The sequence below is a fragment of the Ascidiaceihabitans donghaensis genome, assembly GCF_900302465.1.
Classification (GTDB): domain Bacteria; phylum Pseudomonadota; class Alphaproteobacteria; order Rhodobacterales; family Rhodobacteraceae; genus Ascidiaceihabitans; species Ascidiaceihabitans donghaensis.
The window spans coordinates 527,430-539,223 of record NZ_OMOR01000001.1; the positions used below are offsets into that span (position 1 = coordinate 527,430).

Consider the following 11,794-nt stretch of genomic DNA (forward strand, 5'->3'; position numbering starts at 1 on the left):
ACCCTCCCAAGCCAATGAGCGTTGAATTTATCTGAACATATTTTCTGGACACCTGATCAGCTTTTTGTCCTGACGTCGCGTCGTCTTGGCCATCCCACCGGAAATCGTCTGCTGATGGCCCCTTTGCTGGAGGTGCGCGTCATGGTTGTCGCAATGCGCGGCGCAAGTTATCAATGGTCATACCTGTTTTGCGGCAATTGTATCTTTTCGTCACGAACCGCGATGGGCCGCAACAAGATCAGATGGATTGAAGCATGTTTAAGAAAGCCGCGTTCATAGGCCTTGGAATTTTGGCTATTGCTGCCATCGCCATCCTTTACATTTTTCGGCCTATTGCTGCCACGCATCAGGCGTTGCAGGCTGACCTTCCGAAACTTGTCGCTTTGCGCCATTTCTACGCGAACACGGACTCGAAATGGCGCTACCGGCTTTCGCCAGATGGCAAATACATCGCCTGGTTGGCAACCAAGGGTTTTCGACCGGCGCTTTGGGTGCGTCCACTCGATGGCGAAGAGGCCGATGTTTTCAACACCAAGGACGAGGTGCGCTGGTACAGTTGGTCTGCCGACGGGCGCTATTTGCTATACCAAGCCAACCGCGACGGATGGGAAAACGACGTCATTGTCTCGATTGATGTGACCCAGAAAGATGCGGAACCCCGCAGCTATGATTTTGGGAAGAACGTAAAAAGCTGGATTCATTCTGTTCCAGCAGAAGCCGGATCGGAGATTTTGATCGGGAACAATCAACGCGACGCCAGAAAGTTTGATCTTTACCGTTTGAACCTTGAAACAGGCAAGACCACTGCACTTGATCTCATCTCCGAAATTGGCGTGCATTGGAGCGTGGACCGTCAAGGCGAGGTATATGCGCGAACCGTCCATAAATCTCAGAACGACTGGCGCACAGAGTTGCGACAACCAGACGGAAGTTGGAATGAGATCGCGCAAGGCGGCATGGAAGACTGGTTTCGGGTGCTCAGCCAACCGGACGAGGATGGAAACCTCTTGGCGCTTTCGACGTTGGGGCGGGACAAGTCGGCTGTGGTGACATTTGACACGCAATTGCAAACGGAAAATGTGCTGTTTGATGATGATGCAGTCGATACGGCTTGGGTCGAATTACATCCTGTTACGGGTGCAGCCCTCAGTGCTGTATCTTATCCTGATTTTCAGCACCGGAAATTCTTTGATCCCGACTACGAAGCCGCTTTGAACGCAGTGCCTCATGACGGTGAGACGGCGCGTCACCGGGTATCGACCACGAATGACATGTCGAAAATGATCATCGAAACAGAGCACTCAACAAAAGGGTGGACCAAGTATCTGGTCAACCAAAGTGACAATTCTGTCGAGACAATCGCGGTCCCTCCGATTGCGGCGCAAGCGGATCACTTGTCCAAGATGGAACCCGTTACTTTCAGCGCCCGTGACGGGTTGACCATTCATGCAACGATGACCCGTCCCAAAGGGGCGGTAGGACCGGCGCCCATGGTGGTTTTGATTCATGGCGGCCCCGTGGTGCGCAGCGCTTGGGGCTTCAGCAGTTTGCACAGTTGGTTGGCAAACCGGGGGTATGTCGTGCTTGACGTGAACTATCGAGGCAGTGGAGGATTTGGACGAAATTTCCGAGAGGCCGCAGTCGGGGAAGTCAGTCGGAAAATGCACTACGATATCGTGGATGCCCGTGCGTGGGCTGTGGACCAGGGGTTTGCCGATCCCGATAACGTCGCCGTTTTAGGTGGAAGCTTCGGGGGGTTGAAGGTTCTGACAGCCGTGACCCAAAGCCCTGATCTTTTTGCAGCTGGAATAGACATCAACGGTATCTCGGATATATCGACGATGCTCCAAGAGGTGCCCGCGTATTGGCAAGGTTGGCCCGACTGGTACCGAAAATACATTGGTGATCCATCTGATCCCGAAATGCTGGCAGAGATCAAAGACCGGTCGCCTTTGTATCACGCGGCGGCTGTGCAGGCGCCTCTTTTGATCATTCAAGGATCAAATGATGTACGTGTCATTCAGGATCAGGCAGATCGCATGGTCGACGCACTGAAAGCGGAAGGGAAAGATGTCGACTACATGTTGCTGGATGGGGCAGGTCATCAATTCAGCAGCTGGGGATGGAAAACCCGCATCATTGCCTACCGCCGAATGGAACGGTTTTTGGCTAAACATCTGGGCGGCCGAGCCGACGGGTTTGATTATGCTGTGCTGGGCGCACATGTTTTGTGGGATTAAACCGCTAAGAAATTGCACAAGCCTATGACATAGCCAAAGCCACAGGGTTTTCATGGTGCTGCTGGAGAGAATCGAACTCTCGACCTCTCCCTTACCAAGGGAGTGCTCTACCTCTGAGCTACAGCAGCGCCGTGAGCGGCTGAGTAGCGTCAAAACCACAATCGTGCAACCCTATTCTGGACCCGGCCCAAGACCTGCGTTAGACACGTCCCATGGCAGAGAAAACAGCATCCAACAAAGGCAAAACGCAGGCCCAGATCCGCGAAGATCGGCTAAAGGCAGCGTTGAAAGCCAATATGGGACGACGCAAGGCACAAGCCCGCGCGCGCACCGATGATGCAAAAGACAAACAGGCGAAGGACACGTAAATGGATTCGATAGTTGTGCAGGGCGGTGGACCGCTAAACGGGCAAATCCCGATCGCGGGGGCCAAAAACGCATGCCTGACCCTTATGCCTGCAACTTTGCTCAGCGAAGAGCCGCTGACGCTGACCAATGCACCGCGTTTGTCCGATATCAAAACTATGACTGAATTGCTGCAATCGCTGGGGGCCGAGATCACTTCGATGCAGGAAGGCCAAGTGCAAGCGATGTCGTGCCATGGGACCATCAACACCCGCGCGGAATATGACATTGTGCGCAAGATGCGGGCGTCGAACCTTGTGCTTGGGCCGCTTTTGGCGCGTGAAGGCGTGGCTGAAGTGTCGCTGCCTGGCGGCTGTGCAATTGGCGCGCGCCCTATGGACATTCACACCGACGGCCTGACCCTGATGGGCGCGGACATCGAACTGCGCGACGGGTATTTGCACGCCAAAGCGGCTGGCGGACGCCTTAAGGGCGCGGTCATCGACTTCCCCTTTGCCTCAGTCGGGGCGACCGAAAACATTATGATGGCGGCGACGCTGGCCAAAGGCACGACCGTCATCAACAACGCGGCCCGCGAACCCGAAATCGTCGACCTTGCGGACTGCTTGCGCAAAATGGGTGCACAGATTGAAGGCGACGGCACCTCAAGCATCACCATTCAGGGCGTGGACCGTTTGAACGGGGCGACACATCCTGTTGTCACAGACCGGATCGAACTTGGCACCTACATGCTGGCTCCTGCGATTTGCGGCGGCGAGGTCGAATTGCTTGGCGGCAAGCTGTCTCTGGTCGGGGCGTTTTGCGAAAAACTGGATGCGGCCGGAATCGATGTGACCGAAACGGACAAAGGCTTGATGGTGAAGCGACGCGCCGACGACATCAAAGCCGTGGATGTAACAACCGAACCGTTTCCGGGCTTTCCAACGGATTTGCAGGCGCAAATGATGGCGCTGTTGTGCACGGCCAACGGTACATCCGTTCTGGAAGAAAAAATCTTTGAAAACCGCTTTATGCACGCCCCTGAATTGATCCGTATGGGGGCTGAAATTGACGTTTCCGGTGGTACGGCGACGGTCACAGGCGTGAAAAAGCTGAAAGGTGCGCCAGTGATGGCGACGGACCTGCGGGCGTCTGTTTCCTTGATCCTTGCGGGTCTTGCAGCGGAAGGCGAAACAAAGGTCAGCCGTGTTTACCACCTTGATCGGGGATATGAACATGTGGTGCGCAAACTGGAAGGGGTTGGCGCAAAAATCGAACGGGTCAAAGACTGATGGTAGATGATGCGCGCTTTGAAGACGGACGCGAGGCGCCGTTGAATCTTGGGGCTATGGATGCAGATGACCTGAAGGTGATGTCGGCACTTGTGCAGGACGCCGTTCTTCCGATCACCGAAATGACGTACCGCGCCCGAGACCGGCGTTTTGCTATGCTTTTGAACCGTTTTCGCTGGGAAAATGGCACACAAAGCAAAGAACGCGTGCAATCCATGCTGAGTTTTGAAGGCGTTTTGAATGTGTCCAGCCAAGGGGTGGACCGCAGCGACAAGGACATGATCCTGTCGGTTTTGGCGGTTGCTTTTGAAGCAGGCGAAGACGGCGCAGGCCTGATCGAGATTACGCTGGCGGGGGACGGTGCCGTGCGCCTGTCTGTCGAAACCATCGAGGCACGTCTGAAGGATGTGACCAAGCCCTACATCGCACCGTCCAAGAGGGCACCGTCCCATCCAGAGTAACAAACAGTTCGCTTTCGTGTGAAATCTGGATTTTCGGTATATCGCTTACAAAAAAAGGCCCCGAAACAATCGGAGCCTTTTTTTATGTTCGGGAATAGGATTATGCCCCGGGTGAGAAGAACGTGCTTTCCAGTTCCATCAAAGACAGGTCTTCGAAGGTCAGGGAATCGCCGTTGCCAAAGTCCAGAACAACATCATCTCCGATCTGTTGGGCCTCTGACAGAACCGTATCGATGTTGTTGAACATGTTGGCGTCCAGGCGCACGTTCTCAAAATCGTCGATCGAAAAGTCGGTGATCGTGTCATTGCCGTAACCCGTCGCAAAGGCGAATTCATCCGCATCCGCGCCGCCGGTCAGAATGTCGTCGCCTATGCCACCGTCCAGCAAATCTTCGCCCGTGTTGCCAAGCAGCGTGTCTTCGCCTGCGCCCCCATCAATCACGTCGCCGCCAAAGCCACCGTCCAAGCGATCGTTGCCCGTGCCGCCATCCAAGGTGTCGTCGCCTCTGTTGCCATTAACCCGGTCGTTGCCTGAATTGCCTTTTAGCAGGTCATTGTTGTTGCCGCCATTCAGCGTGTCGTTGTTGAACCCACCGTCCAGAGTGTCATTTCCGTTGCCACCATTGAGCGTATCGTTGCCCTTGTTGCCGTTCAAACGGTCGCTGCCGGCGTTGCCCAACAACAGGTCGTTGTTGTTGCCACCATTCAGCGTATCATTGTCGAACCCGCCGTCCATGGTGTCATTGCCGTTGCCGCCATTCAGCAAGTCGTTGCCTTTGTTGCCGTTCAAGCGGTCCGCACCCGAATTGCCCAACAGCCGGTCGTTGTTGTTGCCACCGTTCAGCGTGTCATTGTTGAAGCCGCCGTCCATGGTGTCGTTGCCATTACCGCCATTCAGCAAGTCATTGTCGCGGTTGCCGTTTAGGCGGTCATTGCCATTGCCGCCGATCAGCGTGTCGTTGTTGTTACCGCCGTTCAGTGTGTCGTTGTCGAACCCACCATCCAGACGGTCGTTCTGGTTGCCGCCGTTCAACAGATCGTCGCCGATGTTGCCGTTCAGGCGGTCATTGCCGCCGCCGCCTTGCACCGTATCGTTGCCGTCACCTCCGTTTACGGTGTCGTTGCCGGCCCCCGAATTGATGTTGTCATCAAGTGCTGTGCCCGTGACCTTGTCTTTCTCGGCGGTCGTCGTGTTGTCCAAGGTTGTCGGGTCTATGTTTGTGCCTGGGGTAAGCGGTCCGGAGGTAATTGGTCCAAAATTGGTGGTGTCGATAAACAGCTCAAGCTCTGAAATGCTGGATGCGGTTGGAAGGGTATCCCCCCCAATTTGGAACACATAGGTCGTGCCGGTATTTGTGGAACTGTTGTAGCCATCAATGACCAACAATTGGGACGTGCCAGACATGCCGCCAAGGGACCAAGCAGCGTTAAGCATTTCAGCTTCCAGATCGAAGTTTATCCCTCCACCTGTGCTGATGTCTTGGGGGCCGCCCAACCCATTCAAAACCGCGTTGTAGAGCGCGCCTGCGCCGACCCCGATGTCGACATTTTCATCGTCAAACAGGTCCGCTGTGTATGTGTAGCTGGCTTGGTAGTCGTCGCTGGTTGTTATTTGTAAGCTTCCAGCGCCAATCCCCGTGATGGTGTCGTCGTCGTCCGGTCCATTGTAAATATAGGTAAACGAAAAGCCGGTGAATGTAGTTGTTGTCATAACGCTAAATTCCCTTTGATTACTTAAAATTTCTGGAAATAGGGTACAGGCTGCCTGCCTTCTGAAACAAGTAAAAACCCACCTAATCCACAAACCTCAACCAGTGCGGGAGGTTTGCAAGAAAATATGCGCAATGTTGCAAGCGTTGATAACGCCTTGCGTAAGAGCCAACGTAGATTATCAGATATTCGGGGTGCGCAGCGAGAGCACCCCGACTTGTATGTTTGCCGTCCGAAATTTGCGGAAGCGTGGGGTCAGAACAAATTTGATGTCAGGTCGATGTCATCTGCAAGCTGCGCAATGGTGATATTTTCGATCAACACCCAGTCTGCGTTGCTGCCCAAGCTGGTGCCGGTTGTTAACAACAGCACGTCCCCATCAATTTCGGTTGCATCGTCCAGCATTTCTGACACGGTTGCATACCGACCGCTTGTGATTTCCAGCCGATCCACGTCGTCCGTGAAGTCGACGATGCGATCCTGATCGTGACCAAACCCGAACACAAAGACATCCGCCCCGGCGCCGCCACGCAGCACATCGTTGTCCCTGCCGCCAATCAAAGTGTCGTCGCCGCTGTTGCCAACCAGACGGTCCCGGCCGGCATCACCGGTCAGGACATCATCGCCCGCACCGCCATTTAACGTGTCGCGGCCTTCACCGCCGCCTATTGTGTCATTGCCAGACTGGCCAAACATCACATCGTTGCCATGTTCCCCGGCCAGCAGATCGTTGCCGCCGCCGCCATCCACAGTGTCGTGGTTGCGTCCGCCGTCAATTGTATCGTCTCCACTGTTGCCAAACAGGCTGTCTTCGCCAGCCCCGCCACGCATACGGTCATTGCCACTGCCGCCGAACATCTCGTCGTCTCCGACATTGCCATTCATCGTGTCATTGCCGCTGCCGCCCAGCATAGTGTCGTCGCCACCGCGGCCCACGAGGCGGTCATGGTCGGCATTGCCCATCAAAAAGTCTTCGAACCTGCCGCCTTCCAACGTGTCATTGCCAGCGCCGCCAACAATTGTAATTTCTTCGGAAAACGCTCCATCTACGAAGTCGTTGCCGTCACCCACAACGATGTATTCCGGCAGAATTGGCCCGGAAATAACGTCGTCTTCGGATATGGTTGCACCCGGAACATCACGTAAATCAAACGGAGTGCCGGGGATGAATGATGTGGCAAGCAGGCCTGGGTAGTCTTTCGTCGCTGATTCTGCCCATAGCGTGTAGGCCGCTACATCGGCGAAGGCAGGCAGTGCATCACCACCCAGAACAAACAATTGGCTTGAGCCTGTTGGGGTCGGGGCCGCAGGCGCACTCCCGGCAGGTAGGGCGACGCGTGTGCTGAAATCTACCATGACTGCGGATTTCTTTACGCCGTCCTCTTCCCATCGCATGACAAAAAGGTCTGCTTTTGATTTCAAACTCGGGTCAATGGACAGCGGATCCGATGAATCAACAATTTGACCGTTCAGACCGGATAGGGTTGTTTTGAACAAGCTGCCAGTCGCGTCTACGAGGCCAAGGCCCGCCTGTGAAAACTCAAAGGTTTGGTCTTGGCTGACAGTTGCGGTCAAGGTGGCTGTGCCAACTTGTTCGTTGACAGGTTGGCCAGTGCTTGGGTCAAAGGAATAGGTGGCGGAAATGCCGGTTAGCGTGATTGTGGTCATTTTTCAGAATGCTTCCATAAATTAATAAAGTATTAAAAAGGCACCTACGCAGGTTAATTCATCCAAAACCAGCAAAACCTGCGTTTTAGCTGTGGGTTTCACTTTCTGGTTGAAAAACAGAAGCTTACCAAGCGGTGCGGTGGCGCAAATCTCATACGCTATCGTACATCTTCTGACGGTGCTGGCCGCTATGGTTTCAGGCGTTCCATGCGACATATCCCCCCTTTCCCCTATGGCGCCGCAGCGCTATGTCGTCAGCAATGCAAAGACCGGAGCCACCATGCCTGTTTTCCTTAATTCCACAGACCCCGATTTTGAGGCCGCCTTTACAACCCTGCTGAATGCAAAGCGCGAAGACAGCCCCGATGTGGATGCCATTGTGGCCGACATTATTGCAGATGTACGGGCGCGCGGCGATGCTGCGGTGTTGGAGCTGACAGCAAAGTTTGACCGCCTTGATCTAACAACGGATCGTTTGCGCATCATGGACGCTGAGATTGAAGCGGAGGCTGCGAAAGTCACGCCTGATGTGCGCGCGGCACTGGAACTGGCCGCGGACCGCATCAAAGCCTACCACGCCAAACAACTTCCCGAAGATCAGCAATGGACGGATGATGCAGGCGCCACATTGGGCTGGCGTTGGACGCCAGTGTCCGCCGCAGGGCTGTATGTGCCGGGCGGATTGGCAAGCTATCCGTCGTCTGTCCTGATGAATGCAATCCCCGCCAAGGTTGCGGGCGTTGGGCGCTTGGCCATTACGGTGCCGACGCCGGATGGTATCCTGAACCCCGCTGTCTTGCTGGCGGCAAAACTGTCCGGGGTGGATGAAATCTACCGGATCGGTGGCGCCCAGGCGATTGCAGCATTGGCGTATGGCACAAACACAATCGCCCCGGTCGACAAGATCACCGGCCCGGGCAATGCTTTCGTCGCCGCAGCCAAGCGCCGTGTGTTCGGTAAGGTTGGCATCGACATGATTGCAGGGCCGTCAGAAATCCTTGTGATTGCCGATGCGGACAACGATCCCGACTGGATCGCCCTTGATTTGCTGAGCCAGGCGGAACACGATGAAAGTGCGCAATCCTTGCTGATCACCACAGACGCCGCTTTTGGCAAAGCGGTTGCACAGGCCGTGGACAAGCGGCTTGAGACTTTGGAACGCCGTGCCATCGCAGGCGCAAGCTGGCGTGATTTCGGGGCGGTAATCACTGTTCCGGATCTGGATGTTGCCGCCGCCCTGTCCGATCGCATTGCCCCCGAACACCTTGAGCTATGTGTGGCCGATCCGAATGCGCTGAGCGAAAAGATCACCCACGCCGGTGCGATTTTCTTGGGGCAGTGGACGCCTGAAGCTATCGGGGATTACATCGGCGGACCCAATCACGTTTTGCCCACGGCACGCTCTGCGCGGTTCTCTTCTGGATTGTCGGTGATGGATTTTGTCAAACGCACCACATTGGCGCAGATGACACCGGATGCGTTGCGGGCCATCGGGCCAGGGGCAGAGGCGCTTGCGACGTCGGAAAGCCTTGAGGCGCATGGGTTGTCGGTCACTGCGCGACTGCAAGCCTTGAACCGGTAATCAATCCGCGCTGGGCATCAAATGTCGAATTTCTTGGGGATCATTTTTGTGTTGGCCGCTTTTACGGCGCGGCACAGTTGTGAAGCCGGCCTGATCTGGGCTAGAGATGCGGGATGCTTCTCTCTTCGGACTTGTGCCTATGACCCGTATTTCACACATCGCTCTTGACGACGCGAACCTGCCACCGCCCACGCCCGAGATCGAGCAAGAGCGCAAAGTGGCTGTGTTCGATTTGCTGGAAGACAACACATTTGTGTTGCCCAAACGCGAAGAACGCCCTGTGCCCGATGGACCGTATCATGTGGGGCTTTCGATCCGTGACAAACGGCTTGTGTTCGATGTGAACACGGAACACGCCGAAAAAGCGGCAGAATTCCATTTGTCGTTGGGGCCATTTCGGCAGGTGGTGAAAGACTACTTCCAAATCTGCGAAAGCTATTTTGATGCGGTGAAAACAATGCCGCCCAGCCAGATAGAAACGATCGATATGGCGCGGCGGGGCATTCACAACGAAGGCAGCCGAGTGCTGCAAGAACGCCTTGAAGGCAAAGCCGAGATCGACACAGATACAGCACGCCGTCTGTTTACGTTGATCTGCGTTTTACACTTCGGAGGCTGAATGGCGGACGACCTGCCCCAATCCGTGCTGTTTTGCTGCGATCACAACGCGGTAAGGTCCCCCATGGCAGAGGGGATTATGAAGAAACTTTATGGCACGGACACGTATGTGCAATCCGCTGGCGTGAAAGGCGACATGGAGATCGACGGGTTTTCGATTGCCGTATGCCAGGAGCTGAACGTGGAATTGTCGCGTCACCGGTCGCGCAGTTTCGACGAGATGGAAAATTGGGGTGACGATCTAAGTTCATTCGATCTTGTGATTGCCTTAAGCCCGGCCAGTCAGCGCCGGGCATTGGAGCTGACGCGCTTTTTCCATCTTGAGGTCGAATATTGGCCCATTTTGGACCCAACGGGCCTTGGCGAAGGCCGCGACGCGAAGCTGGACAGTTACCGTCAGGCCCGAGATCAAATCGTGGGCAAACTGCAGGCGAAATGGGGGCACGGCAACGGATGGATGTGATCAAACGATATTTTGCGGCTTTTAATGCCGGTGACGTGGCTGGAATGTTGGCTGAGCTTTGCGATGATGTGGCGCATCACGTCAATGAGGGGCAAGTTCGGCAGGGAAAGGCGCTGTTTGAAGCGTTTTGTGTGCATATGAACGACAGCTATGCAGAACAGCTGACGGATATGGTGGTGATGTCCAACGACGATCAATCGCGTGCTTGCGCCGAATACATAGTCAACGGAACGTATCTAAAAACGGATGCGGGGCTGCCTGAAGCACATGGTCAAAGCTATAGGCTGCCAGCCGGATCTTTCTTTGATGTGCGCGACGGTAAAATTGCCCGCGTCACCACCTACTACAATTTGGCTGACTGGACGGCGCAGGTTACATGATTGATGTTCGTGTGGTGCCACACGAGGATCTTGAAAACCAATTGGACGATCTGGCTGCCTTGCGCATCGCGGTTTTTCGCGATTGGCCGTATCTGTACGATGGTGATCTGGCGTACGAACGGCAATATCTTCAAATGTACCGCAACACCAACCGCGCCGTTGTGGTTGGGGCGTTTGATGGCGACTGGATGGTCGGAGCTGCGACAGGGGCACCACTTGGCGAACACGCAGATGATTTTGCTGCGGCCTTCGAGGGCACAGACGTTGATGTGGATGCTACATTTTACTGCGCGGAAAGCGTGCTGATGCCCAGCTATCGGGGGCAGGGGATTGGGCATCGCTTCTTTGATCGCCGCGAACAGTTTGCAGCCGACCTTGGGTTTGAAAACATCTGTTTTTGTGCAGTAGACCGCCCTGTCACGCACCCGTCCCGACCCGCAACCCCCCGCGATTTAAGTAGTTTTTGGGCGGGGCGGGGGTATGCTCAATTGCCTGGAGTCAAAGCAAAATTCGCATGGCGCGATGTTGGCGATGCGCAGCAGACACAAAAGAAACTACAATTTTGGATGCGCCGTCTTGATGTCTGAAGCATTCGGATCGTGTCAGCCTTAGCCGCACAAACGCGCCGCATCATTGCCGAAGGCTTTCCAGCGTTTCCAGAACCGTTCGTTGGCTGCATTGTCCGACTGCCGCGTGTCTTGCGCACTTTGCGGGTTGTTGAAAAATGCAGCCCCTTTGCGTTGGTCGGATGCGGATAAAGACTGATTTGCCACCGCTTGCACACACCCGCACCGCGCCCGACTGGCCTGCTTGCGCCCGCCGGCACGGCACGCCTGTGCGATAGGGCCGCTGGCAAAAAGAACAGCCGGTGCCGGTGTCGTATAGGAACTGCGCCCGCCCGCGGCATTGCTGCTGGAATACTGCGTGCCGCCACCACAAGCCGCGATGAAGGTTAGAATGGAGAATGCCGCCAAGATGCGTGTCATATGCCTGTACCCGATTGTGGCGGCTGTTTGCGCCGCTCTGCTCTGCTTT

At 55.3% G+C, this 11,794-nt stretch carries 12 protein-coding genes and 1 tRNA gene; 9 read left to right on the forward strand and 4 right to left on the reverse strand.

Going from position 1 to position 11,794, the window contains the following annotated elements; all coding sequences use genetic code 11:
* Positions 1-254 precede the first annotated feature (254 nt).
* The gene (locus tag ASD8599_RS02600; RefSeq protein WP_108827091.1) at positions 255-2,240 is read left to right on the forward strand and encodes a S9 family peptidase; all 1,986 of its coding nucleotides are present in this window, start codon (positions 255-257) and stop codon (positions 2,238-2,240) included.
* Between the two features lie 53 nt (positions 2,241-2,293).
* Here ASD8599_RS02600 and ASD8599_RS02605 read toward each other — a convergent pair.
* Positions 2,294-2,368, reverse strand: a tRNA-Thr gene (locus ASD8599_RS02605).
* Between the two features lie 84 nt (positions 2,369-2,452).
* Between ASD8599_RS02605 and ASD8599_RS20225 the strand changes: the two genes are divergently transcribed.
* Genes ASD8599_RS20225 through ASD8599_RS02615 form a run of 3 tightly spaced genes read left to right on the forward strand, consistent with a single transcriptional unit; the run spans position 2,453 to position 4,338 of the window.
* Entirely contained in the window at positions 2,453-2,608 is a 156-nt protein-coding gene (locus ASD8599_RS20225; protein WP_181364391.1) for a hypothetical protein, read from the forward strand.
* Positions 2,609-3,877: a UDP-N-acetylglucosamine 1-carboxyvinyltransferase gene (gene murA, locus ASD8599_RS02610; RefSeq protein WP_108827092.1), complete on the forward strand. Its 1,269-nt coding sequence runs from the start codon at positions 2,609-2,611 to the stop codon at positions 3,875-3,877. It abuts the gene before it with no gap.
* Positions 3,877-4,338 (forward strand): DUF2948 family protein, encoded by a 462-nt coding sequence (locus tag ASD8599_RS02615; RefSeq protein WP_108827093.1) that lies wholly within the window; start codon positions 3,877-3,879, stop codon positions 4,336-4,338. Before murA ends, ASD8599_RS02615 begins: the two co-directional genes overlap by 1 nt.
* A 100-nt stretch (positions 4,339-4,438) precedes the next feature.
* On the opposite strand, the gene ASD8599_RS02620 is transcribed toward ASD8599_RS02615, so the two are convergent.
* Together ASD8599_RS02620 and ASD8599_RS02625 are read right to left on the reverse strand one after the other, a co-directional pair.
* Positions 4,439-6,049: a calcium-binding protein gene (locus ASD8599_RS02620; protein WP_108827094.1), complete on the reverse strand. Its 1,611-nt coding sequence runs from the start codon at positions 6,047-6,049 to the stop codon at positions 4,439-4,441.
* A gap of 254 nt (positions 6,050-6,303) precedes the next feature.
* On the reverse strand, positions 6,304-7,716 hold the full coding sequence (locus ASD8599_RS02625; RefSeq protein ID WP_108827095.1) for a calcium-binding protein: 1,413 nt from the start codon (positions 7,714-7,716) through the stop codon (positions 6,304-6,306).
* 280 nt (positions 7,717-7,996) lie between these two features.
* Between ASD8599_RS02625 and hisD the strand changes: the two genes are divergently transcribed.
* The 5 genes from hisD to ASD8599_RS02655 all read left to right on the forward strand — a co-directional run bounded on the left by hisD (position 7,997) and on the right by ASD8599_RS02655 (position 11,346).
* A complete protein-coding gene (gene hisD / locus ASD8599_RS02635) occupies positions 7,997-9,298 on the forward strand; it encodes a histidinol dehydrogenase (protein WP_108829964.1) in 1,302 nt (433 codons plus the stop codon).
* Between the two features lie 139 nt (positions 9,299-9,437).
* Positions 9,438-9,917, forward strand: coding sequence for a UPF0262 family protein (locus ASD8599_RS02640; RefSeq protein ID WP_108827097.1), 480 nt, complete (start codon positions 9,438-9,440; stop codon positions 9,915-9,917).
* Positions 9,918-10,379 carry an arsenate-mycothiol transferase ArsC gene (locus ASD8599_RS02645; RefSeq protein ID WP_108827098.1) on the forward strand — a complete coding sequence of 154 codons (462 nt, stop codon included), beginning with the start codon at positions 9,918-9,920 and terminating at the stop codon, positions 10,377-10,379.
* Positions 10,370-10,759: a ketosteroid isomerase-related protein gene (locus tag ASD8599_RS02650; protein WP_108827099.1), complete on the forward strand. Its 390-nt coding sequence runs from the start codon at positions 10,370-10,372 to the stop codon at positions 10,757-10,759. The genes ASD8599_RS02645 and ASD8599_RS02650 overlap by 10 nt, the downstream gene beginning before the upstream one ends.
* Positions 10,756-11,346, forward strand: coding sequence for a GNAT family N-acetyltransferase (locus ASD8599_RS02655; RefSeq protein ID WP_108827100.1), 591 nt, complete (start codon positions 10,756-10,758; stop codon positions 11,344-11,346). Before ASD8599_RS02650 ends, ASD8599_RS02655 begins: the two co-directional genes overlap by 4 nt.
* Positions 11,347-11,367: 21 nt before the next feature.
* On the opposite strand, the gene ASD8599_RS02660 is transcribed toward ASD8599_RS02655, so the two are convergent.
* Positions 11,368-11,745 carry a hypothetical protein gene (locus ASD8599_RS02660; RefSeq protein WP_108827101.1) on the reverse strand — a complete coding sequence of 126 codons (378 nt, stop codon included), beginning with the start codon at positions 11,743-11,745 and terminating at the stop codon, positions 11,368-11,370.
* Between the last annotated feature and the right edge of the window lie 49 nt (positions 11,746-11,794).